Genomic DNA, 24,527 nt, shown 5'->3' on the forward strand with positions numbered 1-24,527 from the left:
GTTTTACTTTACTGGACAGATATCAGGGCCACACTGCCGCCACGCGATTGCGCAATCAGCGCATCGGTTTCAGCAGGCACCGGCTGGCTGGTCAAGGCGGTTGAACCCACTCTTGTTCGCGCAATGGTTTTGCCGGTGTCTCGATCAATGAAATGAACATAACCTTCGTAGTCACCCACGGCCACGGCACGGCCAATGACGGTCGGCGTGGTGGGCTGGCGGCGCTGGAAATTTTCAATTTTCCAAACCTGCTTGCCGCCACTGCGGGAGAATGCGAATAAATCGCCCAGTTCATTGGGGGCGATCAGATAACGGTCGTCTACGGAGGCACCGCTGGGTGCGGAAAAATCGCTTGTCCAGATAGGGCGTGCACTCACGGAATCCAGGCAACCTACCTTGCCTTGAAACGCAGCCGCACACACTTCGCGGAAGTTGTAGATTGGCGTGCCGGTCACATCAGTAATGCGTTCAATTTCAGTGGTGCCGCTGGGCGTGGCCAGCGTACCTTCCCAAACTACGGTGCCCGCGCTCAGGTCAAGTGCAACCAAACGACCACCCGGGAAACCGGCATACACGCGTGCATTGTTCACATCCACAGGCGTATTGACGCGCAGGGTCAGCGGTGGCAATTGGCGTGTGTACTTCCAGCGTTGTGCACCGTTCGACGCAGAATAAGCAATCACAGAGAAATCAATGCCGCGAACCAGGATAGTGCCGGCAGCACCCACGGGCACACTGCTTACATCGGCACCCACACCGACTTGCCATTTTTGTTTGCCGTTGGCATCAAACGCAACCAGGTTATTGTTCGCGTCGATCACAGCAATGGTGTCAAGCGTCGCGGCAACACCCGATTTCAGCTTCGTGCCTACTTTCACTTTCCATTTTGTTTTGCCCGTGGCCTTGTCAATGGCCACCAACAGACCTTCTTCCGACGCGGCATACACGGTGGAGTCGAGCAACACCGGTGTAAAACTGCCCTGCTCAGAATCACCAACATCCACAGACCAGGCATTTGCAACTTTCAGTTGTGAAGTAAAGGGCTGCAATTCAGCAGGCTTTACGGCGCTGTTACCAAATGGGTTCAGGCTGCTCATGGTCGAACTGATTGCAGCACAACCGCCCAGCAAGGCCAGAACCGTTACAAGGGATGAGACTTTGATGGCTTGCTTCATTGGCATACTCATTATTTGGTCTCCAGTTTGGGCAAGGCGCTAATTTTGCGCTCGATTACTTGCTTCCATGGGCTGTCTGCCTGAATGGTAGCAAGCGCCAACTCATACTCCTTGCGAGCTGTTGCCACATCTTTCTGGGCCAGGGCCAGATCGCCCAAGCGATCATGAAACAGGCCTTCAAAACCAGGGTAATTGTCACTTAAAGCGGCTTTGGCACCGTCGAAATCAGATTGTTCGATCAAAATGCCAGCCAGCATCAGTCGGGCAGTGGCCGCATATTCATCCAGCTTGGCTTCTTCAGAAGCCCACTTCAGTGATTCTTTGGCCTCATCGAGTTTGCCTTCGTCAAAAAAAGCCTTGGCTGCAATCAGGGCACCGCGTTGTGCGTAAGGTGAACCCGCGTGATCCTCGATCAAGGTTTTCTGAGTTTGCCCCACCAGGTCGATATTGCCCTCTCGCGAGGCCGCCTCCAAACGTTCGTAGACCACAACCGCTTCTGTGGACTGGCGCGTTTGCCACCATTTCCAACCGTTGTTCAAGGCAAAGGCACCGAACACAAGAATCAACACGGTCAGAATAAAACTGCCGTATTTGGACCAGAATGCCTTCAAACTGGCCAGTTGTTCTTGTTCTTCAAGGCTGTATCGACTCAAGACTCCTCTCCTTCTCCGTAAAGCAGACCGAAAATGGCTTCGGCCAATCCCTCTTGTTTGAATTCTTCCTGTTTGCTTTCACCACGCAGCAATTTGACTGCCGCAGTGCCTGCATTCAATTCGTTCTCACCCAGAATAACCGCCACAGCTGCGCCGCTGATATCGGCACGCTTCATCTGGCTTTTAAATCCGCCACCGCCTGCGTGCAATACCACCGCAAAACCTGCATCCCGAAGCTCTTCAGCCAGAGTAAATGCGCGGCGGGAGGTGCCCTCACCCTGGTGAACAACGTACACATCCAGATCTGCGGTGTCATCGGGCTGATTCACTTCGAGGTACAACTCGAGCAAACGTTCCAGGCCAATTGCAAATCCAATGGCAGGCGTGGGTTTTCCACCCAGAACTTCGATCAAACCATCGTATCGACCACCGCCACAGATAGTACCCTGTGTTCCCAATGCGTCGGTGATCCACTCGAACACGGTGAGGTTGTAGTAATCCAGACCACGAACCAAACGCGGATTCTCGACGTACTGCACACCTGCATCGTCGAGCAGACGTTTCACACCCTGATAGTGCGCCAGCGATTCTGCGCCCAGAAACTCGGACAGGCGCGGCGCTCCGTTAACCATGTCTTGCATGGCTGGATTTTTGGTATCCAGAATGCGCAATGGATTGCTGTGCAGGCGCCGTTTGGCATCTTCATCGAGCAATTCAGTGTGTGCTTCAAAATAAGTAATCAAAGCCTGGCGATGAGCCAAACGTTCTGGCGCTTCGCCCAGGCAGTTAATTTCAAGCCGCACGTCTTCAAGGCCCATTTCACGCCACAGGCGTGAAAGCATGACGATCAGTTCTGCATCAATATCGGGACCAGCGAAGCCCAAGGCTTCGACATCAAGCTGGTGAAATTGACGATAACGCCCGCGCTGGGGGCGCTCATGGCGGAACACTGGCCCCATGGAGTACACACGCTGGGGCGCTGCATAGGTCAAATTGTGCTGGATGGTGGCGCGTGCAATACCGGCCGTGAATTCTGGCCTCAGCGTGAGTTCATCGCCATTCAAGCGATCCACAAAGCTGAACATCTCTTTTTCAACAATGTCGGTGACTTCACCAATGCCACGGCGAAACAGCGACGTAGGTTCCAGTACAGGCGTTTTAATCAAACGGTAGCCATAGGAAGTCAACCATTCGCGCAGCATGACCTCAAGGTTTTCCCAGTGAATGCCCTCTACAGGCAATACATCGTTCATGCCCTTAACGGATTGAAGACGGGGTTGCTTCTTGGCTTTGGATTGTTCCGGCGACTCAGGATGACTCATTGACGCATTCAACTTAATTTCTCAACCCGGTATTGTCGCCTATTCTTGGGCTACTTGTTGCCGCCAGCGTACCTTTGCTCAACATAACGCTGCACAATTGCCTGAAATTCCTGGGCAATATTCTCACCCTTCAGTGTCACCGTGCGCTTTCCGTCCAAAAACACAGGTGCTGATGGTGCTTCGCCGGTACCAGGCAAGGAAATACCAATGTCGGCATGCTTGCTTTCACCGGGGCCATTCACCACGCAACCCATCACAGCAACTTTCATTTCTTCAACACCCACGTATTGATTTTTCCAAATGGGCATTTGGTCACGAAGATAGGTTTGAATTTGATCGGCCAACTCTTGAAATACAGTACTGGTGGTGCGGCCGCAGCCCGGGCAGGCAATAACTTGTGGCGTAAAGGCACGCAAGCCAAGGGACTGCAAAATTTCCTGACCAACCAGGACTTCCTTGCAGCGGTCGCCATTGGGCTCAGGGGTTAGCGACACTCGAATGGTGTCGCCAATTCCCTCTTGCAACAACACAGACAAAGCCGAGGTCGACGCCACAATTCCTTTGGTGCCCATACCCGCCTCGGTCAAACCAAGGTGCAAGGGAAACTCGCTTCGACCAGCCAATTCACGGTACACAGCAATCAGGTCTTGCACCTGACTTACCTTGCACGACAATATAATTTTATTGGCTGGCAAACCAAGCTCAACGGCTTTGTGGGCACTACTCACAGCCGACTCAATCAGGGCCTGGTACATCAGCTGTTGCGCTGGCAGTGGATCGGTTTTTTTACCGTTTTCATCCATCATCCGGGCCAACAGGTTTTGGTCCAGGCTGCCCCAGTTCACGCCAATGCGCACTGGCTTGTCGTGCTCGGCCGCAATCGCAATCATGGCGGCAAAATTGTCGTCTCGCGAACGGGATGAGCCCACGTTGCCAGGGTTAATTCGGTACTTCGACAAGGCCTTTGCGCAATCTGGATACTTTTGCAACAACAAATGGCCGTTGTAATGGAAATCACCCACCAAAGGTACAGGGATCCGCATTTTGTCCAACTGCTCACGAATGTAAGGCACGGCTTGTGCAGAGGCATCGTTGTTCACTGTAATTCGAACCATCTCGCTGCCGGCAAGATAAAGGGCCTTGATCTGCAAGGCAGTGTTCAAAGCATCTGCCGTGTCAGTGTTGGTCATCGACTGCACCAACACGGGCGCGCCGCCGCCAATGGACACGACGTGTTCTTTCCAGCGGACATCCACTTGATGGGTTTTGTGTCGCTTCAAGGGGGTATTTGGAATCACGATGAACTTCTGGCGAGATAAAAACAGGTTGCTGACAAAATGGGGGCACTACCCCCAAATGATTTTACTGAACAGTAATCCGCGCAACTTCACCGCGAATGGACGAAGTTAGATCAACTGGTTTTCCGTTGCTTGACACATTCACTGCCGTGGCATTGCCAACAATCAGCTTGAATGGAGCCAAGCCCTTCACTTCCAGGTTGCTGCCACCATCGTTAAGCTGGGAAATCAACACCTTGTCGTTTGCATCGCGCACGGTAACCCAGGATTGTTCCTGGAAATTAAAGCGCAACACACCTTCCGAACCGCTGGCCACCGGTGGCACCACAGCGGCAGACGCGGCAGCTTCAGCCGCTGGCGCAGAGACGGCGGGTGCAGGAGCTGCGGGCGCAGCTACCGCAGGCGCTGCAGGTTGACTTTCAGGGGCTGATGGCTGTTGAAGCGCAGGGAACACCGCAGTGCCACCTGCGGCTGCCGGTGCTTCCAGAGCCAATGGCAGTGAACCATCGGCCTGCACCGCACTGTCAGGCGATGGTGCAAGCGCAACAGGTGCCTCGTTGGGCTCAATGACCTCGGCATCGCCCACAGCAACTTCTTGACTCGACATGAACACCGGAATGTAAAACACAGCCATGACAACCACTGCTGCAAGCACAATGCCGTAGCTCAGCGATTTCTTGCCAGTTTTGCGGTCAAAGTTCAATGTGGACAAGCGCTTGGAGCTGTTGGGCATTTTAGGTTCAAACGGCTCTGGGCGACCGCCTTCGGCTTGCCCTGGCCTTGTGGCCTTCATCTGAACACTGCCCTCGGAAAACCCGAAAGACAGGATAACCGGGGCAGCATCCATCTTCAGGGCTTTGCAATAGCTCTTGATGAAAGCCTTGGCAAAGGTTTCAGGCGGCAAACGACCCACGTCTCCGCTTTCAATGGCTTCAAGTTGGCGCTCGTTGATTTTGGTTTGAGCGCTGATGTCGCTCAAGGTATAGCCGGCCTTCTCGCGGGCAGCGCGCAGAATTTCACCTGGGTTTTGACCAGATTCCAGCAGAGTCAAATTGGGGTGCTTTTCGGCCACGGAGCCCATGTTCTGCTCCGATTTAACATCTTGACCTGCACTGGCATCTGATGATTCAGTTTTGCTCATCGCACGATTTTCATTCATTTGGTCTTTCCAAGCGTCGGCAGGCACAACTGGCCCCGATTATTAATTGTAGTTCTTTACCGCCACCACCTTTGCAGCATAATCGATGCTGGCAGATGGATTCAAGCGATTTGTATGAAAATTCAATGTGTTGAGGAGTTTTTTGAGAAATTGCCACAAGTTTGGCAACAAAATATGATTTTCATAAATCAATCAATACAAACCTACACCGCCACAACACAGACAATCCTGTTTTCATTGTATGACAAAGCGTGCAGGGTGTTTGCCTAGCTCCTACGTTTGGAGGAACCCCTCAGTTCTTCAAGCGAAACCGTGCTAACCGATCTTTCCCGGACTTTTGTCCGATCCCGAACTTCGCCAGCCAATTGACCACACGCTGCGTCAATATCGTCTCCGCGAGTTTTGCGAACTGTGGTCACTACACCTGCACCAGCCAACACATCAACAAACGTTTTAATCGCAGGGGTGGTTGACTTGAACAAACCCGATTCCGGAAAAGGATTAAATGGAATCAGATTGAATTTGCAAGGCACAATTTTGGCAATTTCGAGCAGTTGTTGAGCATGCTCTGGTTTGTCATTGACGCCATCGAGCATCACATACTCAAAGGTAATGAAGTCGCGGGGGGCAAATTTCAGGTAACGCAGGCAGGCGTCCAGCAACTCGCGCAACGGATATTTTTTATTCAGTGGCACCAGTTGATCGCGAAGCGCGTCGTTGGGTGCATGAAGCGAAACGGCCAAGGCCACAGGACAGTCTTGAGAAAGCCTGTCCATGAATGGCACCACACCCGAAGTTGACACTGTAACCCTGCGGCGCGACAGGCCATAGGCTGTGTCATCCAGCATCAATTGCAAAGCGGGCACCAAGGCATCGTAGTTCAACAAAGGTTCGCCCATGCCCATCATGACCACATTGGTAACCGGGCGTTCTTGGGCGTAAACGCGATCGCCAGCCTCGCGAAGCAACACATTGGCTTTCCACAACTGGGCGACGATTTCAGCCGTGCTCAAATTGCGCGAAAAGCCTTGTTTGCCTGTGGAGCAAAAGCGGCAATTGACCGCACAACCAGCCTGCGAACTGACGCACAACGTTCCGCGGCGCTCTTCGGGAATAAATACAGTTTCAACCGCATCGCCATTGCCAACATCAAAGAGCCACTTGCGTGTGCCGTCTTTGGAGACATTGTCGGAAATGATGTTGGGGGCCTTGATACAGGCACGGCTATTCAAATTCTGGCGAAATGACTTCGCAAGATCAGTCATGGACTCAAAATTGTCCATGCCAGACTGGTGAATCCACTTGGCCAATTGTTTGGCACGAAATGGTTTTTCACCCAAATTGCCACACCACTGAATCAACTCGGGCACCGAGTAGTCCAGCAAATTGTCGAGTTGTTCACTCATGGTGTGTCCTTTCAAAACAAACGGGGACGCACGTGCGCCCCCGGAATTCAACGCAACCGATTCAGATTAACGTGAAAATACTTGTGACGCTGGGAAGAAATAGGCGATTTCGTTCGCAGCAGTTTCAGGAGCATCAGAGCCGTGAACGGCGTTGGCATCAATGCTTTCAGCGAAATCAGCACGAATGGTACCGGCGGCAGCTTCCTTGGGGTTTGTGGCACCCATCAATTCACGATTCGTGGCAATGGCGTTCTCGCCTTCCAGGGCTTGAATCATGACTGGGCCGGAAATCATGAACTCAACCAGGTCATTGAAGAACGGGCGTGCTTTGTGTACAGCATAGAAGCCTTCAGCTTCAGCGCGTGACAGGTGCGCCATGCGTGCAGCAACTACCTTCAGGCCAGCAGCTTCAAAGCGGCTGTAAATTTGACCAATTACGTTTTTTGCAACAGCATCAGGCTTGATGATGGACAGGGTGCGCTCGATTGCCATGGTGTAACCACTCCGAAAAAATTAGAAAAGCGTGAAAATTAACCCGCGATTATAGCTGGTTTATGTAAAAAACCCAATCACAGGACTGACCCACCCATTGAATTGAAACTTTTCGCCATTACCATTACTCTAAATCCATACAAATTCGCGTTTTACAAAGGAGCGAGTACACATGTCTGAATTCAGAACCGCACAATTTGGCCGCACGGCCGGTGGTGTATCTACCGTAGAAACCAACCGTGTTCTGCGAAACACCTACTTCTTGCTGGCCCTGTCGATGATTCCGACAGCCTTGGGCGCTTTTGCAGGTATTCAATTCGGCTTCTTCCGTTTGTTTGCTGGCAGCCCTATTCTTTCATTCGTGGTCATGCTTGCCGCCATGTTCGGTTTTATCTGGGGTATCCAGCGAAACCGCAACAACTCGTTTGGTGTGGTGCTCATGCTGGGCTTCACCTTTTTCATGGGTCTCATGCTGTCGGGTATTCTATCGGTCGCCCTGAGCCTGTCGAACGGTAGTTCCATCATCATGATGGCTGCGCTGGGTACAGCGGGTATTTTCTTCGGCCTGGCCAGTTACGCTGCGGTCACCAAACGTGATTTCACCAACATGGGCAAAGGTCTGTTGATTGGCTTGGTCATGGTGATTGTGGCTTCTGTGGCCAACATTTTCCTTCAAATGCCAGCACTGTCGCTGACCATTTCCACCATTTGTGTGGGCCTGTTCTCGCTGTTTATTCTGTATGACCTGCAGCGTGTAATGCGCGGTGGCGAAACCAACTACATTTCTGCAGCGCTGAGCATTTACCTGAGTTTGTACAATTTGTTTGTTAATTTGCTGCAACTGCTCATGGTGTTTGCAGGTGGCAGCCGCGAGTAAATACGCGAACCCTGGAAAAAGTTACTGCGAAGTAACTGATTTTTAAGCAGTTTTTTGACACTTTGCAGCATCGAAAGTTGTTGCAAAGTGAATTTCAAAAGCGCAGTATGAAGTTTCAGTGGGTCGGTATCTATACTGACCGCCGAGTTGGTGAGGCAAACGCACCAACGAAAACGGGGCCGCAACGGCCCCGTTTGTTATTTATACGCTCAGTAAAGTAATCACAAATAATCGCTGTAGGCCAACCGCTCAAACACCGCAATTGATTCAACATGCGCCGTGTGTGGAAACATGTTGACCACCCCTGCTTTCATGAGTTTGTATGAACCTAGATTGCACAACACGGCAGCGTCACGCGCCAAGGTGCCAGGATTACAACTCACATACACAATACGTTTGGGCTGAAATTCAGCACGCGCCCCCACAATGGCCTTACAAATTTCCAAAGCGCCATCACGCGGTGGATCGACCAACACTTTGTCGTACTGCCCCCAGCTTTCCCACTCGGGTGTTTCCACTTCGAACAGATTGCGTACATGAAATTCTGTTTTGTCTGCCAGGCCATTGAACTGCGCGTTTTCACCAGCCCGGTCAACCAGGTCCTGTGAACCTTCAAAGCCTTTCACGTAACTGCTTTTTGTAGCCAAAGGCAAAGAAAAATTGCCCAAACCACAAAACAGGTCAAGCACACGGTCTTCGGCCTTTAGGTCGAGCAATGAGACAGCACGGCTAATCATGGCGTCGTTGATCAGGTGGTTCACTTGCGTGAAGTCGGTGGGCCGAAATCGCATACGAATTCCAAAACTGGGAATTCGATAGGTCAGGTCCACTGGTTTGTCTGCTTCCAGACGATGCGCAGTGGCCGGGCCACCAGGTTGCAACCACCAGTCGATTCCCCACTCAAGGCCGAAGGCACGAAGTGTGTCCAAATCGGAGTCACTAAAAGGTTCGAGATGGCGCAACACCATTGCGGTAACGCCATCGCCCACGGCCAACTCAATTTGGGGCACACGCATGTAAATGCTGAGCGTAACCAACATATTGCCAAGCGGCACAATCATGTTGGAGACATGCTTGGGCAACACATGGCATTGCTGCATGTCGGCCACATACGAGGAAGCTTTCTCGTGAAAACCCACAAAAAAGCGATCTTTCTTGATCACGAAACGGGTGCTTAGGCGTGCACGGTGACGATAACCCCAAAACGAGCCGTAAATAGGCGGCATCATTTGTTCAGGGGTTTGGCGGCCAATCCGTTGCAACAGGTCTTCAAGGGCACGATTTTTGATGGCCACCTGGGCATTGGGTTCGATGTGCTGCATGGCACACCCGCCACACACGCCGTAATGCGGACACTTGGGTGTGGTTCGCGTGGACACGCTGTTGAGCACCTGAAGCGTTCTGCCCCTTGAATAACTCGGCTTGACGCGAGTAACTTCAGCAACAACAGTTTCGCCGGTGATGGCACCATCGATAAAATGCACCTTGCCATCGACATGACCAATACCATTGGCATCCAGATCAATCGACTCAATGGCAACTTGCACCTGTGGAAACACCACAGGTGTTCTTTCTTTTTTCTTTTTGCGGCCCATGGCTACTTTCGATAAAAATTAACGGGCTGGCAGGTAATCCATTGGGTCAACAGGTTTGCCCTGCTTGCGAACCTCAAAATGTAATTTGGGGCGATCGGAATCGGACTGCCCTGCTTCCGCAATTTTTTGGCCCTTGGTCACGGGTTCACCTTCTTTGACCAACAAGGTTTTGTTGTGCGCATAGGCTGTCAACAAATTGTTGTCGTGTTTCAAAATGATCAGGTTGCCATAACCACGCAAGGCGTTACCGGAATACACCACACGCCCGGCCTGAGAGGCCATTACGGGGTCACCCACTTTGGCAGCAAGGTCAATGCCCTTGTTCACACCTGCTTTGTACCCTTGAATAATTTCACCCGGGTGCGGCCAAATAAAGCCCAAAGTAACCGCCACTGGCGCAGGCGGCTTGATTTCGGGCGCTGGCGTGGCATCAACAGGTCTTGCGCCACCCGCTGGGGTAATCGGGGTCACTTCAACACCGCTGTCTTCAATGGTTGAGCCTGCCACGACGCCAGGCGCGCCTGTTACACGCAGTTTTTGACCAATACTCAGCTTGCTGGGATCGCTCAAGTTATTGGCTCGAGCCAGTTCACGCCAATCAAGACCAAAATCAAGGGCAATGCTGTACAGGGTATCGCCGGCCTTCACGGTGTAAACACCATCGGTGGCCACTGCAGTATCGGAGGATCTGGACGGCAAACGATCCACAACCGGGGCTTGATTCCCAGTTGTAGTACACGCGCCAAGAAAAATAAGGGTTGCAAACCCAACTGCCAATGCACGTGTGTGACCCAGCAATGGGGTTCTGGTTAATGCGCCACGTTTCATACGATGCGAGTTCCTTGTAACAGGGGTACGAATTTTACCAAGTCTTTTTTCTCACGATGCCATTTATCGACCTTCAAGCGATCAACAATGACCAGATTTTGCTGATTTTGATCAGCCACGGGCACAATAAGACGCCCGCCAATTTTGAGTTGCTTTAATAAAGCTTGCGGAATTTCCAAACCAGCTGCGGCCACAATGATGACATCAAAAGGTGCCTGTGCGGGCAAGCCAGCTAGCCCATCACCATGAATTACTTTGACTTTCGGAAAGTCTGCAAGCTTTAAATTACGCTGGGCCTTGTCATACAACGCCTCAATGCGCTCTATGCTGACCACTTGTTTTGCAATCTTGGCAAACACAGCGGCCTGATAGCCACAGCCCGCCCCCACTTCGAGCACATTGTCGAGCTCAGTCCGACCATCCAGCGCGTATTCCGCAAAACGCGCCACGGTGAACGGGCGCGAAATGGTTTGTTGGTGACCAATCGGTAGTGCTGCATCTTCATAGGCCCGCGAAGCAAAAGCTTCATCCACAAAAAGGTGGCGCGGTACTGTGCCAATCACATCCAGCACACGCTGGTTCGTGATGCCCAATGTTTTAAGCTTTTGAACCAGATGCCCGCGTGCGCGCTCAGAGGTCAGGCTTGACCCACCGAGGCGTTCCGGTATGCGATCCAGTTTGCGCGCAGACTGGGTAATCAGCGCAGGTGCTGGCTTGAAGCGAGGCTTTTGATCCATTTTTTTGTTTTACAGCCAATCGGCCAGGGTTTTCATTTGTTCAAGGTCAGTCAAATCAGCCTTCAATGGGCTGATTGAAATTTTACCCTGCTTCACCGCATAAAAATCGGTTCCAGGGCCAGCATCTTTCGCGCCACCGGGTGGGCCAATCCAGTAAACGGTTTCATCTTTGGGATTCTGGGTTGGAATAACTGGTTCAGCATGGTGCCGTTTGCCCAAGCGGGTGCATTCATAGCCCTGCATGTCGTCGTAAGGAATGGGAGGAATATTCACATTCAGCAAGCAGTGTTCAAGCCCCAGTGGATTGTTCAGAAAACGGTCCACGATTTCAGCAGCAACACGGGCCGCGCTGTCCAGGTGCGCATAACCCTTGCCGGCCAGCGAAAAAGCAATGGCAGGCAGACCACACTGGAAGCCTTCCATGGCTGCGGCCACGGTGCCCGAGTAAATGGTGTCGTCGCCCATATTGGCACCGTTGTTGATACCGGAAACGACAAGATCGGGGCGGCGTTCCAGCAAACCTGTTACTGCCACATGCACGCAATCGGTGGGGGTGCCATTCACATAGCGAAAACCGTTGGCCGCTTTGCGCACAGTAAGCGGGCGATCAAGCGTAAGGGCGTTTGATACACCTGATCGGTCTTGTTCGGGCGCCATGACTTCCAGGTGAACTGTGTTGCCGAATCGTTCTAGCAAGGCACCATGCAGGGCCAGAATGCCAGGGGCGCTGTAGCCATCGTCGTTGCTGATTAAAATATGGGGAATGGTCAAAATCAGGCTTCCTTGCGGCGAAACACCCAAGTGTTTTCAGTGGATTCTTTGGCTGCAAAAGAATAACCGGCGACCTTGAATTTTTTCAGTTGCTCTACATCAGTGATGCGTTGATCAACAATGTGACGGGCCATCAGGCCGCGGGCCTTTTTTGCAAAGAAGCTAATGATTTTGTACTGACCATTTTTATAGTCTTGAAAGGCAGGCTGTACCACACGTGCATTCAAAGCCTTGGTATCGACCGACTTGAAATATTCATCCGAAGCCAGGTTAACCAGCACCGGGTCTTTTTTGCCGAGCTCTTTGTTCAAAGCGGGCGCCACAGTTTGCTTCCAGTATGCGTACAAATCTTTGCCTGCCGAATTGGGCAGCTTGGTGCCCATTTCAAGCCGATAAGGTTGCATTAAATCGAGCGGGCGAAGAATGCCGTACAAACCCGACAAAATACGCACATGCTTTTGGGCAAAGGCCAGTCCATCTTCGTCCAGGGTTTTGGCATCAAAACCATCGTACACATCGCCATTGAACGCCAGCAATGCAGGCCGCGAATTTTTCTTGGTGAACTTGGTTGACCATTCGCTGTAACGCGTTGCGTTAAGCACCCCCAACTTGTCAGAAACTGACATGAGTTTGGAAATATCAGCCGGACTCATAGGGCGAAGAATGTTCACCAACTCGGCTGCCTGCTCAACAAATTGGGGCTGCGTGCTGGTTGAAACGGACAAGGGTGTTTCGTAATCGAGCGATTTTGCGGGAGAAAGAACTACAAGCATGGACATGCATCACCTGGTTGTTACTACGGGTTTATTATCGCAGGATCTGGCAGGTGATTCAGGGACAGGGTGGTGTGAAGCCGGGAAAAATACCCAATACAAGGTATGCAAGACACTGGTTTTTTTGAGGTTGGCCGCGGATGCGACATTGTCGCTCCGCTTCTGGCCGTGTCTCCCAGGCTGTCTCTCCCGAAGATAAATGTATTACCTGTCATATGCACAAATGGATTCAAGCAAATGTGTTGGCAAGTTTTGATTTACTGTATATAATCACAGCATGTCAATTCGAGATTGGTGCCATGAAAGGTTTAACTGCTCGTCAACAAGAAATTCTGGATCTGATTCGCGATCAAATCGCGCAATTTGGCCGCCCCCCTACCCGTGCTGAAATTGCACGGCAATTGGGCTTTCGCTCTGCCAACGCGGCAGAAGATCACTTACAGGCTTTGGCCAAGAAAAACGTCATCGCGCTCGATGCCAGCACCTCGCGCGGCATTCGCCTGCTGGGTGAATATGCTGAAGGTTTGGAAGAAACCGCCAGCAAGGCAGCCGAACGTGCATTCGAGCATTTCATGCAACTGCCGCTGATTGGCCGTGTTGCAGCAGGCAGCCCGATTCTTGCGCAAGAACACGTGGAAAAACAAATTCCGGTTGATCCATCGCTCTTTCCCGACAAGCCCGATTACCTGCTGAAAGTACGTGGCATGTCCATGAAAGACATCGGCATTATGGATGGCGACTTGTTGGCGGTAAAAAAAGCAAGCACCGCACGCGCAGGTCAGGTGGTGGTTGCGCGTGTGAACGACGATGTCACCGTGAAACGTTTTTTCCAGAAAGGCCATGTGGTTGAGCTGCAAGCTGAAAACAGCGATTTCGCCCCCATTGAAGTCGACTTGCGAACAGAAACATTCGCAATTGAAGGTTTGGCTGTTGGTTTGATCCGCCAGGGCCAGTTGCACTAAAAAGCAGTCATTGCACCAAGAGCAATGTCGGGGGTTGTTGTGTCGTCTGATCTTGCCAACATTCACCCTGGCGTTTGGCGCGCCCATCAGCTTGCCAGCGACACCAGCGTACGCATACCTAGCGGCTTTGCTGCCCTGGATCAACAATTGCCCGGGGGTGGCTGGCCCACCCGAAACCTGATTGAACTGCTGTTGAAACACCACGGCATCGGCGAGCTTCGCTTTCTGATCCCCGTGTTACGCAAGCTTTCGCTAGAACAAAAAAAACTGGTGCTGATTGGCGCGCCACTGCTTCCACTTACACCCGTATTTGAACAGTTCGGTGTGGCTTTAAACCAAGTCCATTTAATTCAAACCGACAAACCTCAAGATCGGCTTTGGGCGATTGAACAAGTACTTCAAAGCGATTCATTTGGTGCGCTTTTCATGTGGTTACCCGAGGAAAAAGCATTGTGCAGCCCCACCGTGTTACGCCGCTTGCAATACCAGGCCACACGCTCACAAGGTTTAAGTTTTGTATTTCGCCCTATTCGGGCACAAATTCAGCCCTCCCCGGCTTCGCTGCGTTTGTGCCTGACCGCGCAAAGCCCCAACAGCTTGCGCGTGCATTTGATCAAACGCAGGGGCCCTGTGCTGGAACAAGCAGTATTGATTGATTTACCCAAACCGCAAGGTGCTTTACCCGACACCCCGCACTCACAGGAGCTTGTTCGTGCGCTGGATCGCCCTGAGTTACAAACAAACTTTCAAACAACCCTGCAAGCCACAGGAAACTACACCTCAGTTTGACGCCAATTCACTATTTGAATTGGCAGCACATTACAGCCCGGTGGTGTGTTGGCGACAAGACCAACACCATGAATATGCGGGGTGGTTGGTTGAAGTGCACAGCAGCTTCAGGCTGTTTGGTGGTGCACAGGCCTTGCTTTCGCAATTGTAGCAAAGCGCAGAAGAGTTTCCTGGTGAACTGCAACTGGCCAACCACCACACCGCCACTGGGGCTTGGTGGCTTGGTAAATGTGCGCCTGCGCACACTGAAAGTGATTTTCTGGCCATGCTGAGTTTCAATGACAACAGCTTGTTGTCCCTGCCAACACATGCACTGGATTGCGATTTAAAGTTACAAACCACCTGGCAACAATGCGGCTTTAATCGCATTGGTGATTTGTGGCGTTTGCCGCGCGACGGGTTTTTAAAACGCTTTGGCGCGCAGGCACTGGCAGAACTTGATTCAGGCTTTGGCGTTCAAAACAAATTGGCACCAGGCGCGGTTAGCCACACACCTGCCAACACCTTTGAACAAGAAACGGAATTGCCGTTTCACAGCGACAGGCTAGACCTGATTGAGCACCACGCACAAACCCTGCTTCAAGCAGTGTGCCGCTGGTTAAAGCAGCAAAAACATGGTGCACGTGAATTGCAGTGGTCCTTCAAGCATGCGCATGGTGAAGAAATTTTGCGCCTTCGAAGTGCGCAGCCCACCGACTGCCTTGATACCTGGAAACGGCTGCTGCACCACCAACTGGGGCGAATGCAATTTGAAGATGACATACGCAACCTGCGGGTACAGTGCGCGCACAGTGAATTGCTGCCCAATATAAACACCAGTTTTTTACCCGATCCTGGGAAAAGCTTGCACAATTGGGACAATACCTGCGATGTTCTGCGCGCGCGCCTGGGCGAACAAACCGTGTTGTTTGCAGCCACTGAAAGCGACCCAAGACCGGAATGCAGCGTTGTGTTGCAGCCTGTCCCCTTAATTAAAAATTCAAGTATTGCCTTTAAAAAAGGCGATAAAACACACACCCCTGAACTGAACAACGCCACCTTGCCCTGCAGTGCGCCAAGGCCTTTGTGGTTGTTGCCACAGCCCAAACCCTTGCAAGGTAAAACCCCAAGCTGGCAAGCCGGTGGCCCTTGGCAGTTGCTCAGTGGCCCTGAGCGTGTTGAGTTTGGCTGGTGGGATGCCCAACCTTGCAAGCGCGATTACTATTGCGCACGCGACAGCAACTCGAGTTTGGTGTGGCTGTACCAAGACCTGCTTGAAGACAACACACGCTGGTTTTTACACGGTTACTTTGCATGACTAAAACCATGGAAAATCCGATCCGCTTTGCGGAACCACTGGCATTGAGCAATTTCAGTTTTTTAAAAAGTGCATCGCACCCCGAAGAACTGGTTCAACAGGCGAAACTACTGGGTTACAGCGCCATTGGCATTGCCGATGAATGTTCGCTTGCGGGCATTGTTCGCGCACACCAGGCCGCCAAAGAAAGCGGCATACAACTGCTGGTGGGTGCGCAATTTCTGTTTGCACACAGCAGTCAATTTGCTGGCCAGCGCATTGCCCTGGTTGTGAAAAATAAAACGGGTTACACCCACTTGTGCCGGCTGATTACACAGGCACGCAGCCGTGCATTCAAAGGCGATTACCTGTTTACCCGCGAAGACCTTGCCGACATTCCACCCGGACTGCATTTATTGCTGCTACCCGATGAGCGCAACAAAGAAAACTTGGCTGCACTGCTAAGTTGGTGCGCCAAACGCTTCACTGGCCGAATGCACTTGGTGTGCAATTTGCAGCACAGGGGGTTTGACAAAGCATGGTTGCTGCACTTGCAAACTTTGGCCCACTTGCACCATGTCGAATTAATGGCCAGCAATTTGCCTGTGATGCATTCAAGCGAACGAAAAAACCTGCACGATGTGCTCACTGCCATTCGGCTGAACTGCAGCCTGAACGAGGCCAGACCCTTTCTGGAAACGAATGCGCAACGTTGCCTGCAACCCTTGCAGGTACTTGCCCAAACTTACCCGCACACCTTGCTTGAGCAAACCACGACACTGGCAGCGCAATGTGTGTTTTCGCTCGATGAATTGCGCTACCAGTACCCCCGCGAAATCAGCCCCGAAGACCTGGAACCCGCAGAGTACTTGCGCCTGCTTGTAGAGCAAGGTGCAAAGCAGCGCTACAACAACGCGGTACCCACAAAAGTTCGAGAACAGATTGAACATGAATTAACGCTGATTGAAGAACTGAAATTTGAGGCCTATTTTTTAACCGTTCACGACATTGTTCGCTTTGCGCGTTCGCGCAATATTTTGTGCCAGGGGCGTGGTTCTGCCGCCAATTCCGTGGTGTGTTATTGCCTGCACATTACCGAAGTAAACCCCGACAAAATGGCTGTGCTATTCGAGCGTTTTATTAGCCGCGAACGCAACGAGCCACCCGACATCGACGTGGACTTTGAACACACACGCCGCGAAGAAGTGATTCAATACATTTACAAAAAATATGGTCGTGACCGGGCCGCATTGGCCGCCAGTGTAGTGGTGTACCGGCCCCGCTCGGCATTGCGCGATGTGGGCAAAGCATTGGGATTGGCCACTGACATGATTGAGCAATTGGCCAAGTCACAAGATGGCGGTTACAGCCGCAGCATGCGTGTTGACCACATGGTGCAGGCTGGTATTGATGTGCGTCAAACCGCTGTGCAGCACTGCGTGCATTTGGCCGATGAACTTTTGGGTTTTCCGCGGCATTTGTCCCAACACACGGGTGGCTTTGTGATTGCCCGCGACAGCCTGACTGAACTGGTGCCTGTTGAAAATGCATCCATGCCAGACCGCAGTGTGATTCAGTGGGACAAAGACGACCTGGATGCCATGGGCCTGATGAAAGTGGATGTATTGGCATTGGGAATGCTGAGCGCCATTCGCATGACACTGGATGAACTGAACAAAAAACCCGGCACCCCCCGAACACTGCAAGCCATACCGCCTGAAGACAGCGCAGCATACGACATGATGTGCAAGGCCGACACCGTAGGGGTGTTTCAAATAGAAAGCCGCGCACAAATGGGCATGCTGCCACGCCTGCAACCCCGCAAATATTACGACCTTGTGATTCAAGTGGCCATTGTGCGCCCCGGCCCCATTCAAGGCGGCATGGTGCATCCATTTTTAAAACGCAGACAGGGCCTTGAAGCTGTCAGCTATCCTTCCGAAGCGCTGGAGCAAGCACTGGGACGAACCAAAGGTGTTCCGATTTTTCAGGAACAAGTGATGCAGGTGGCCATTCTGGCTGCTGGCTTTACACCAGGCGAGGCCGATGCACTGCGCCGCGGCATGGCAGCCTGGAAGCGCAAGGGTGGCCTGCACCATTTCTATGAACGAGTGGTGAGTGGCATGTTGGAACGCGGTTACACCCGCGAGTTTGCCGAAAGTATTTTCAGGCAAATGGAAGGCTTTGGCGAATATGGCTTTCCAGAAAGTCATGCGGCCAGTTTCGCGCTGCTGGTGTATGCGTCGGCCTGGCTGAAATGCCACCATCCTGATGCGTTTTTGTGTGGCTTGCTCAACGCGCAACCCATGGGTTTTTATGCACCTTCGCAACTGATTCAAGATGCGCAAAGGCACGGGGTGAAAGTATTGCCCGTGGATGTGCAATGCAGTGCATTTGAAACCCGACTGGAAACCCGGCTGGGCAGTTGCAACGGCACCTTGCTCCCTGTTCGTTTGGGATTGAACCGTGTGAATGGCCTGAAAAACGACGCCACTTTGCGCATTGTTCAAACCCGTGCACAAGGCCTGTTTGAAAGCGTGGAAGACCTGACCAAACGTGCACAGCTTGACCGCGCTGACCTGCTTGCGCTGGCTGATGCCAATGCACTTGAACAACTGGCTGGGCACCGCCGCCAGGCTGTATGGCAAACAGCAGCAACAGAAACAACTGGCGTACGGCGCGGCACAAAAAATACAGACTTGCTGACCCACACCCGAAGCAATGAAACACCGCTTGAATTGCCAAAAGCCAGTGAACTGGAAGACATGCTGGCCGATTACCGCGCAACCAATGCAAGCCTGGAGCACCACCCTATTTCATTTTTGCGCAAGCAACTGGCACCTTACAAAATAAGGCAGGTTGAAGAATTGCGCACCTACCCAAACGGCCGGCTAGCCCGTGCCTGCGGCATTGTGACGCACCGGCAGCGCCCAGCCACTGCGCATGGCACCGTGTTTTTAAACCTGGAAGATGAAACAGGCAATGTGAATGTGATTGTGTGGAACAGCCTGGCAGAAGAACAGCGGCAAGTGTTACGCAATGCGCAAATCATGGGGGTGTTTGGCATATGGCAGCGCGAAGGCGAAGTATGTAATTTGGTAGCACGAAGGCTGGTAGACTACACCCACCTGCTTGCGCAACTACAAACGCCTTCACGCGATTTTAAATAGGCTGAAATCAAATATCAACTTCAACCAGATTGCCTTTGTCTTCCAGCCAGGTACGGCGTGCACCACTTTCAGTGCGGCCCATCAGCATGTGCATCATGGCATTGGTTTGGTCTACGTCCATAGTCCCCAAAGTAACCGGCAACAAGCGGCGTGTGTCGGGGTTCAATGTAGTTTCCCAAAGCTGTTCGGCATTCATTTCACCCAAACCCTTGAAGCGGGAAATCTTGATGTTCGCCTCTTTCACGCCTTCCTTGCCCAGCTTGTCTTGCACGGCATAAAGTTCGGCTTCGTCCAGACAATACAGTTTGCGTGCAGGCTTCTTGCCCTGTGCAGGCACATCCACGCGGAATAACGGCGGGCGAGCCACATACAAATTCTGGCTGCGAATGAGCGCAGGGAAATGTTTGTAGAACAAGGTGAGCAGCAACACCTGAATGTGCGAGCCGTCCACATCGGCATCGGAAAGAATACAAATTTTGCCGTAACGCAAACCGCTCAAGTCGGGGTTGTCGTTCACACCATGGGGGTCTACACCAATGGCCACTGCAATGTCGTGAATTTCCTGATTGGCAAACAGGCGGTCTTTGTCGGTTTCCCAGGCATTGAGCACCTTGCCGCGCAAAGGCAACACCGCTTGAAATTCTTTGTCGCGCCCCATTTTTGCAGAGCCACCGGCGGAATCGCCCTCGACCAGGAATACTTCGTTCAAAGTAATGTCGGTGCTTTCACAGTCGGTTAACTTGCCTGGCAAAATGGCCACTGAAGAGCTTTTTCGTTTTTCAACTTTTTGCGCTGCACGCGAACGGGCTTGCGCTTGTTTAATGGCCAGTTCAGCAATTTTTTTGCCGTCTTCCACATGCTGGTTCAACCACAACTCGAACGCAGGCTTCACCAGTGAGGACACCAAACGCACTGCATCGCGGCTGTTCAAGCGTTCCTTGATTTGACCTTGGAATTGCGGGTCGAGCACCTTGGCTGACAGCACAAAGTTGGCCTTGGAAAATATGTCATCAGGCATCAATTTAATGCCCTTGGGCATGAGCGAATGCATTTCGCAGAATGCCTTGATGGCCTGGAACACAGCCTCGCGCAGGCCCGATTCATGGGTACCCCCGGCAGAAGTTGGAATCAGGTTGACATAACTTTCACGCACAGGCGCACCTTCGGCCACAAAGGCCAAGGCCCAGGCTGCGCCCTCGCCTTCAGCGAAACCTTCGTCGCGCAGCACATCCACGTTCAGGTCGCCACTGAACATGGGGGCGACCAGTTCACGGTCCAGCAACTCCTCGCGCAAAAAGCCACTCAAACCATCCTCAAACTTCCAACGTTTGGCTTCACCGGTTTTCTCGGTCACGAGTACAACTTCCACGCCCTTGAGCAACACCGCCTTGCTTCTCAGCAAGCGATCCATTTCATTGAGAGGCAGCACAGCTGAGTCAAAGTACTGGGGATCGGGCCACACGCGCACCGTGGTTCCCTTTTTTGGATCGCCGCTGGCTTGGGGACGTACTTTCAGGGGCTCGATCACATCGCCACCGCTGAACACCAGTATGCCCACCTGCTTGTCGCGCACCGCGCTCACTTCAAGCCGTGTAGACAAGGCGTTGGTGACAGAAACACCCACACCGTGCAAACCGCCTGAGAAACGGTAAGCTCCGCCATCGGCCTTATTAAACTTGCCACCTGCATGCAAGCGGGTAAACACCAGCTCGATTACGGGTACTTGTTCTTCAGGATGAAGGCCGATCGGGATGCCCCGCCCTTCGTCTTGCACCGACACACTGCCATCGGTGTGAACGGTGACCGTAATTCTTGAACCAAAACCACCTAAGGCTTCATCAGCCGCGTTGTCGATTACCTCTTGAATAATGTGCAAGGGGCAGTCGGTGCGGGTGTACATGCCAGGGCGCTGCTTGACTGGCTCTAGCCCCTTAAGGACACGGATGGACGATTCTTGGTACTGGCTCATGACAACCTGATAGTTCAATGACCGCTTGATGATACCAATAATTTCAGCCCATTTCGGGCCGTACTGGAACCATCTGCGGCTGTGCCAGCACTCATGATCAAGATAGGAAATTTGTAGCGCGTGGTTAGCACACTTTTTAAGGCTAATAAAGCAGCATGTCACCCCACCCCCTATCCATGGTGACACCTCATTCGGACTTTTTGCAGCCTTGATACGCTGTGGCGTTATTTAAACCATTTGCCAAGGCCGACCATGATTCCACTTCCGTTTCAAGTAGAGAGGCTCGACATGAAACCGATTGCCCCCAAGTTAAAGATCACCGCAATTCAAAGGTGCTCGAGGGCGAATCTGGAAACAACCCGCTCGGAGTTCGAGTTGTTGGTGGCCAAGCAGGAAAAGCGGTTACGCAACTTCATCATCAAACATTTTCGTGATGAAAATGCAGTTGAAGATGTGTTCCAACAAACCCTGATTGAGGCTTACTGCTGCTGGGACAGTTTTCGGGGAGACGCAAAAAGAGCCACCTGGCTGTTCGGCATTGCACTGAACATTATTCGAAACACGGCCCGCCGCTCGCCACAGTACAAATTTCACTTCACCTCGGATGAAGACCTTGAACTGGAACAGGCAGAAGGCTCAGACCCCATGCAGCACTGCATGAAAAACGAGTTCAGCATCAAACTGGAATCGGCCATTGGAAATTTACCCAACGACCTGCGTGAGACCTTGATTCTGGTCGTTCAGCATGGCAATTCTTACCAGGAAGCGGCTGACATTCTAGGCATTCCAATTGGCACCGTGCGGTCACGCATTTCAAGATCACGTGCGCAATTGAAATCAATCTACGATTTGTACATGGACTAATGAACGCAAATTTGTCGACCCGATATGGGGCACTCAACAAAATTCTGGAGTCTTTGGGAATGAGTCCCAGCGACACCGAGCAATGTGCGGCCACAGACGGTTATCGAATCGATTTTGAAAAGAATTTCACAGTTGAATTGCAACACTTGAGCGGCTCAGATTGCCGAGTAAGCGCGAGAGTATTCAGCCTGGGGAAATCGCTTCAAGTTCAGGAAAACCAGATCAAATTGGCCTTGGCCTTGTTCGGCGCGCTGAAAGACGACATGCCCGCTGGCGTATCCATTGCAATTTCACACCACGACAACTGTTTGCGGCTGTGCCTGGAAATTGTGAGTGAGAACAACGACATTGTTATGACTCAATTTCAGGGATTTGTTCATGTGGCATTTGCCTACAAACAAACCTACTTCCAGAATAAAAGCGCAACGTAGCGTATTCAATCCCGACTTTGCGCCGCACTAAGTTGATCAAGTAAAACCGCTTGCAGCCACGCTTCGAATTTTTCCCTGGCAGCAAGCAGATTGATTGCAGACATGGCCATGGATATTAGCAAGGTCGAATGCTCAGCCTCGTAAACACAGGTTTGCTCGAGAGACTTTGCTCGCCAACGTTGCGAAAGCCAGTTACGAAGGCAATTACTTTCATAGCTGTTCAAGACAAGCGTGGCTTGGAAATCGGAGGGGCAAGAAGAGGATTGCAACAATTCGCCATGCCCCAAGCCCTCAACAGCCTGCTGATCAATCAAGAACCAGTTTCCGGAAGCGCCAGGCGACATGAATAAACCGGGCCCTACACGATACCAGCGGTATCGCTGTGAACTTGTTGTGCAAGACTGCGGGGCGAAGTAAGGCCCGCAAAACGCTGCATGGCAAGGGGTTTCAGGGGGCGCGTATTCAGCTCGGAAAGAATGGATTTGAAGGTGCTGCGCGCGACCGAGCCAACGGAGTTTGCCGCATTGACTGCACCAGCCTGAATTGACGGGGTATTGGGATTAATCATTTGCAAGATGCCAATAAACTTAGTTTCATGAAAATTGAGTGGCTTTGCCAGCCAAAGGGTTCCCGACTTTCTCAAGAATATCGAAGCGTTTCATGCGGTAGTACAAGGAATGAACAGGTATGCCGAGGCTTTCGCTGGCAAGGCGCACGCACCCCTGATGAGCGTGAAGTGTTTGAATCAACACTGCCTTTTCAAATGCCAGCAGCCGCTGCTTCAAACCCGTTGCGGGCTCAACGCCAACGGCCATGCAAGAAGGTGTACCCAGGCCGATGACATGACGTTGTGCAAACGCGTGCAATTCCCGTACATTCCCCGGCCAGGGTTTGCTCAAGAGTTCATCAATATCGTCATGCTCAAGATCGGGCACCCCGAGTTTGAATTGTGTAGCCACTTCACCAAGAAAATGCCGATACAAGGGAATGATGTCTTCAAGTCGTTCAGCCAAGGCGGGGATGCGCACCTGGGATACGCTGAGTCGAAAATGCAGATCTTCCCGAAACTTCCCCTGCGCCACCAAAGTTTCCAGACTGGCTTTGGTGGATGCAATGACCCTGAATGCAGCGCTGTAAGATGTTTGCCCACCCAGGCGCGTGGCCCCGCGGTACTGCAAGGCATTTAATAACTTGGCCTGACAGGACAAAGGCAGGCTGTCCATTTCATCCAGATACAGCGTGCCATTGTGCGCCTGTTCCAGTTTGCCGGGTCTGTCTTTTTGGGCTCCGGTAAAAGCACCTGCCATCACGCCAAATACCTCGGCCTCGAAAAGTTGTTCTGGCAGCGCTGCACAGTTGACGTGAACAAACTCCCCCTTCACGCCAGACTGCGAATGTAACCAGCGTGCTGCGGTGTCTTTGCCAGCGCCTGTTGGCCCCAAAAGTACAGTATCAACAGGCAGTTGCTTTAATCGTTGAAGCTGGGATACCGCATGGCGCATGGGCTGTGAACGCACGAACTCCTCGCTGTAAGGCCCGGGATGATTGGCATGAAATGGTTTTCGGTCTGATCTGAACGGCTTGGTGCGTGTCAGCTTTTCCAGTACTTGCATGGCAGCCAATGGGTTGGCGGGGTGAACAATCGAAGCAAAAATAGGAATGTCGTGATAAACGTACTCTTGCCAGGGTGTTTCAATAAACCGGATGATCTGGGTTTCCGGATTACGCCCCTGTGCCTTGAAATGCTCGATTAAATCACCAATTGCTTCCAGCCCATGGTCCACCAACAACCAGTGTGCGGGCAGGTTGCGCTTGGCCATCAATTCAGCAAGTGACAATTCATGAACACTGGCCTGCATCAACAAAGCTGCTGCACGAAGTCGGCTTTTAAGTTCTTGCGATTCAATGCAAAGGATCAACTCGGTCATTTGTAGCCTTGGCACAATAAATTGAACAATATTTATTGTGAGGGCTGCTTAC

Annotated in this window: 24 protein-coding genes; 8 read left to right on the forward strand and 16 right to left on the reverse strand. The window is 52.0% G+C overall.

The window, feature by feature from the left end:
• Positions 1 to 8: 8 nt before the first annotated feature.
• The 7 genes from bamB to ndk all read right to left on the reverse strand — a co-directional run bounded on the left by bamB (position 9) and on the right by ndk (position 7,505).
• Complete coding sequence (gene bamB, locus P0D43_RS11580; RefSeq protein ID WP_394672477.1) at positions 9 to 1,187, reverse strand: outer membrane protein assembly factor BamB; 1,179 nt, start codon at positions 1,185 to 1,187, stop codon at positions 9 to 11.
• The gene (locus tag P0D43_RS11585; protein ID WP_159570663.1) at positions 1,187 to 1,828 is read right to left on the reverse strand and encodes a tetratricopeptide repeat protein; all 642 of its coding nucleotides are present in this window, start codon (positions 1,826 to 1,828) and stop codon (positions 1,187 to 1,189) included. Before P0D43_RS11585 ends, bamB begins: the two co-directional genes overlap by 1 nt.
• Complete coding sequence (gene hisS / locus P0D43_RS11590) at positions 1,825 to 3,150, reverse strand: histidine--tRNA ligase (protein ID WP_394672478.1); 1,326 nt, start codon at positions 3,148 to 3,150, stop codon at positions 1,825 to 1,827. The genes P0D43_RS11585 and hisS overlap by 4 nt, the downstream gene beginning before the upstream one ends.
• Before the next feature lie 50 nt (positions 3,151 to 3,200).
• Positions 3,201 to 4,448 (reverse strand): flavodoxin-dependent (E)-4-hydroxy-3-methylbut-2-enyl-diphosphate synthase, encoded by a 1,248-nt coding sequence (ispG, locus tag P0D43_RS11595; RefSeq protein WP_341236595.1) that lies wholly within the window; start codon positions 4,446 to 4,448, stop codon positions 3,201 to 3,203.
• Positions 4,449 to 4,512: 64 nt separating this feature from the next.
• Positions 4,513 to 5,607, reverse strand: coding sequence for a helix-turn-helix domain-containing protein (locus P0D43_RS11600; RefSeq protein WP_394672479.1), 1,095 nt, complete (start codon positions 5,605 to 5,607; stop codon positions 4,513 to 4,515).
• 266 nt (positions 5,608 to 5,873) lie between these two features.
• On the reverse strand, positions 5,874 to 7,013 hold the full coding sequence (rlmN, locus tag P0D43_RS11605) for a 23S rRNA (adenine(2503)-C(2))-methyltransferase RlmN (protein WP_159570676.1): 1,140 nt from the start codon (positions 7,011 to 7,013) through the stop codon (positions 5,874 to 5,876).
• A 66-nt stretch (positions 7,014 to 7,079) separates the two neighbouring features.
• Positions 7,080 to 7,505, reverse strand: coding sequence for a nucleoside-diphosphate kinase (ndk, locus tag P0D43_RS11610; RefSeq protein ID WP_341236593.1), 426 nt, complete (start codon positions 7,503 to 7,505; stop codon positions 7,080 to 7,082).
• Positions 7,506 to 7,677: 172 nt separating this feature from the next.
• Here ndk and P0D43_RS11615 point away from each other — a divergent pair, with 172 nt between their 5' ends.
• Complete coding sequence (locus P0D43_RS11615) at positions 7,678 to 8,382, forward strand: Bax inhibitor-1/YccA family protein (RefSeq protein ID WP_159570683.1); 705 nt, start codon at positions 7,678 to 7,680, stop codon at positions 8,380 to 8,382.
• Positions 8,383 to 8,603: 221 nt separating this feature from the next.
• Here P0D43_RS11615 and rlmD read toward each other — a convergent pair whose 3' ends face one another.
• From rlmD to yaaA, 5 genes are read right to left on the reverse strand one after another with little or no spacing between them, the layout of a single operon-like run.
• The gene (rlmD, locus tag P0D43_RS11620) at positions 8,604 to 9,977 is read right to left on the reverse strand and encodes a 23S rRNA (uracil(1939)-C(5))-methyltransferase RlmD (protein ID WP_341236592.1); all 1,374 of its coding nucleotides are present in this window, start codon (positions 9,975 to 9,977) and stop codon (positions 8,604 to 8,606) included.
• An 18-nt stretch (positions 9,978 to 9,995) separates the two neighbouring features.
• Positions 9,996 to 10,805 carry a peptidoglycan DD-metalloendopeptidase family protein gene (locus P0D43_RS11625; protein ID WP_341236591.1) on the reverse strand — a complete coding sequence of 270 codons (810 nt, stop codon included), beginning with the start codon at positions 10,803 to 10,805 and terminating at the stop codon, positions 9,996 to 9,998.
• On the reverse strand, positions 10,802 to 11,542 hold the full coding sequence (locus tag P0D43_RS11630; RefSeq protein WP_159570692.1) for a protein-L-isoaspartate(D-aspartate) O-methyltransferase: 741 nt from the start codon (positions 11,540 to 11,542) through the stop codon (positions 10,802 to 10,804). Before P0D43_RS11630 ends, P0D43_RS11625 begins: the two co-directional genes overlap by 4 nt.
• Positions 11,543 to 11,551: 9 nt before the next feature.
• Positions 11,552 to 12,313: a 5'/3'-nucleotidase SurE gene (surE, locus tag P0D43_RS11635; RefSeq protein WP_159570695.1), complete on the reverse strand. Its 762-nt coding sequence runs from the start codon at positions 12,311 to 12,313 to the stop codon at positions 11,552 to 11,554.
• 2 nt (positions 12,314 to 12,315) lie between these two features.
• Positions 12,316 to 13,086, reverse strand: a complete 771-nt coding sequence (gene yaaA, locus P0D43_RS11640; protein ID WP_159570698.1) for a peroxide stress protein YaaA — start codon at positions 13,084 to 13,086, stop codon at positions 12,316 to 12,318.
• 299 nt (positions 13,087 to 13,385) lie between these two features.
• Here yaaA and lexA point away from each other — a divergent pair, with 299 nt between their 5' ends.
• From lexA to P0D43_RS11665, 5 genes are all read left to right on the forward strand, one after another.
• A complete protein-coding gene (gene lexA, locus P0D43_RS11645; protein ID WP_159570701.1) occupies positions 13,386 to 14,048 on the forward strand; it encodes a transcriptional repressor LexA in 663 nt (220 codons plus the stop codon).
• Positions 14,049 to 14,072: 24 nt separating this feature from the next.
• Positions 14,073 to 14,837 (forward strand): translesion DNA synthesis-associated protein ImuA, encoded by a 765-nt coding sequence (imuA, locus tag P0D43_RS11650; protein WP_394672480.1) that lies wholly within the window; start codon positions 14,073 to 14,075, stop codon positions 14,835 to 14,837.
• 19 nt (positions 14,838 to 14,856) lie between these two features.
• Positions 14,857 to 14,988, forward strand: a complete 132-nt coding sequence (locus P0D43_RS11655; RefSeq protein WP_394672481.1) for a hypothetical protein — start codon at positions 14,857 to 14,859, stop codon at positions 14,986 to 14,988.
• A 114-nt stretch (positions 14,989 to 15,102) separates the two neighbouring features.
• Positions 15,103 to 16,134, forward strand: a complete 1,032-nt coding sequence (locus P0D43_RS11660; RefSeq protein WP_394672482.1) for a hypothetical protein — start codon at positions 15,103 to 15,105, stop codon at positions 16,132 to 16,134.
• The gene (locus tag P0D43_RS11665; RefSeq protein WP_394672483.1) at positions 16,131 to 19,283 is read left to right on the forward strand and encodes an error-prone DNA polymerase; all 3,153 of its coding nucleotides are present in this window, start codon (positions 16,131 to 16,133) and stop codon (positions 19,281 to 19,283) included. Before P0D43_RS11660 ends, P0D43_RS11665 begins: the two co-directional genes overlap by 4 nt.
• 7 nt (positions 19,284 to 19,290) lie before the next feature.
• On the opposite strand, the gene P0D43_RS11670 is transcribed toward P0D43_RS11665, so the two are convergent.
• Positions 19,291 to 21,252, reverse strand: a complete 1,962-nt coding sequence (locus tag P0D43_RS11670) for a DNA topoisomerase IV subunit B (protein WP_394672484.1) — start codon at positions 21,250 to 21,252, stop codon at positions 19,291 to 19,293.
• Positions 21,253 to 21,540: 288 nt separating this feature from the next.
• On the opposite strand from P0D43_RS11670, the gene P0D43_RS11675 reads away from it, so the two are divergent.
• A complete protein-coding gene (locus tag P0D43_RS11675; protein WP_159570716.1) occupies positions 21,541 to 22,116 on the forward strand; it encodes an RNA polymerase sigma factor in 576 nt (191 codons plus the stop codon).
• Positions 22,117 to 22,175: 59 nt separating this feature from the next.
• Complete coding sequence (locus P0D43_RS11680) at positions 22,176 to 22,547, forward strand: hypothetical protein (protein WP_394672485.1); 372 nt, start codon at positions 22,176 to 22,178, stop codon at positions 22,545 to 22,547.
• A 5-nt stretch (positions 22,548 to 22,552) separates the two neighbouring features.
• On the opposite strand, the gene P0D43_RS11685 is transcribed toward P0D43_RS11680, so the two are convergent.
• Genes P0D43_RS11685 through P0D43_RS11695 form a run of 3 tightly spaced genes read right to left on the reverse strand, consistent with a single transcriptional unit; the run spans position 22,553 to position 24,475 of the window.
• Positions 22,553 to 22,861, reverse strand: a complete 309-nt coding sequence (locus P0D43_RS11685; protein WP_341236586.1) for a hypothetical protein — start codon at positions 22,859 to 22,861, stop codon at positions 22,553 to 22,555.
• Positions 22,862 to 22,905: 44 nt separating this feature from the next.
• Positions 22,906 to 23,115, reverse strand: coding sequence for a hypothetical protein (locus P0D43_RS11690; protein ID WP_159570723.1), 210 nt, complete (start codon positions 23,113 to 23,115; stop codon positions 22,906 to 22,908).
• 25 nt (positions 23,116 to 23,140) lie between these two features.
• On the reverse strand, positions 23,141 to 24,475 hold the full coding sequence (locus P0D43_RS11695; protein ID WP_394672486.1) for a sigma 54-interacting transcriptional regulator: 1,335 nt from the start codon (positions 24,473 to 24,475) through the stop codon (positions 23,141 to 23,143).
• Between the last annotated feature and the right edge of the window lie 52 nt (positions 24,476 to 24,527).

Source organism: Limnobacter sp. (genome assembly GCF_043511195.1).
Taxonomy (GTDB): domain Bacteria; phylum Pseudomonadota; class Gammaproteobacteria; order Burkholderiales; family Burkholderiaceae_B; genus Limnobacter.

Excerpts from the sequence above, each read along its gene's own strand:
- P0D43_RS11665 (WP_394672483.1), top strand. The coding sequence starts at position 16,131 with ATGACTAAAACCATGGAAAATCCGATCCGCTTTGCGGAACCACTGGCA.
- lexA (WP_159570701.1), top strand. The coding sequence starts at position 13,386 with ATGAAAGGTTTAACTGCTCGTCAACAAGAAATTCTGGATCTGATTCGC.
- P0D43_RS11680 (WP_394672485.1), top strand. The coding sequence starts at position 22,176 with ATGAGTCCCAGCGACACCGAGCAATGTGCGGCCACAGACGGTTATCGA.
- P0D43_RS11615 (WP_159570683.1), top strand. The coding sequence starts at position 7,678 with ATGTCTGAATTCAGAACCGCACAATTTGGCCGCACGGCCGGTGGTGTA.
- P0D43_RS11600 (WP_394672479.1), bottom strand. The coding sequence starts at position 5,607 with ATGAATGAAAATCGTGCGATGAGCAAAACTGAATCATCAGATGCCAGT.
- imuA (WP_394672480.1), top strand. The coding sequence starts at position 14,073 with ATGTCGGGGGTTGTTGTGTCGTCTGATCTTGCCAACATTCACCCTGGC.
- rlmD (WP_341236592.1), bottom strand. The coding sequence starts at position 9,977 with ATGGGCCGCAAAAAGAAAAAAGAAAGAACACCTGTGGTGTTTCCACAG.
- P0D43_RS11695 (WP_394672486.1), bottom strand. The coding sequence starts at position 24,475 with ATGACCGAGTTGATCCTTTGCATTGAATCGCAAGAACTTAAAAGCCGA.
- P0D43_RS11690 (WP_159570723.1), bottom strand. The coding sequence starts at position 23,115 with ATGATTAATCCCAATACCCCGTCAATTCAGGCTGGTGCAGTCAATGCG.
- P0D43_RS11670 (WP_394672484.1), bottom strand. The coding sequence starts at position 21,252 with ATGAGCCAGTACCAAGAATCGTCCATCCGTGTCCTTAAGGGGCTAGAG.
- yaaA (WP_159570698.1), bottom strand. The coding sequence starts at position 13,086 with ATGCTTGTAGTTCTTTCTCCCGCAAAATCGCTCGATTACGAAACACCC.
- ndk (WP_341236593.1), bottom strand. The coding sequence starts at position 7,505 with ATGGCAATCGAGCGCACCCTGTCCATCATCAAGCCTGATGCTGTTGCA.
- rlmN (WP_159570676.1), bottom strand. The coding sequence starts at position 7,013 with ATGAGTGAACAACTCGACAATTTGCTGGACTACTCGGTGCCCGAGTTG.
- P0D43_RS11675 (WP_159570716.1), top strand. The coding sequence starts at position 21,541 with ATGAAACCGATTGCCCCCAAGTTAAAGATCACCGCAATTCAAAGGTGC.
- P0D43_RS11630 (WP_159570692.1), bottom strand. The coding sequence starts at position 11,542 with ATGGATCAAAAGCCTCGCTTCAAGCCAGCACCTGCGCTGATTACCCAG.
- P0D43_RS11625 (WP_341236591.1), bottom strand. The coding sequence starts at position 10,805 with ATGAAACGTGGCGCATTAACCAGAACCCCATTGCTGGGTCACACACGT.
- hisS (WP_394672478.1), bottom strand. The coding sequence starts at position 3,150 with ATGAGTCATCCTGAGTCGCCGGAACAATCCAAAGCCAAGAAGCAACCC.
- bamB (WP_394672477.1), bottom strand. The coding sequence starts at position 1,187 with ATGAGTATGCCAATGAAGCAAGCCATCAAAGTCTCATCCCTTGTAACG.
- P0D43_RS11660 (WP_394672482.1), top strand. The coding sequence starts at position 15,103 with ATGCTGAGTTTCAATGACAACAGCTTGTTGTCCCTGCCAACACATGCA.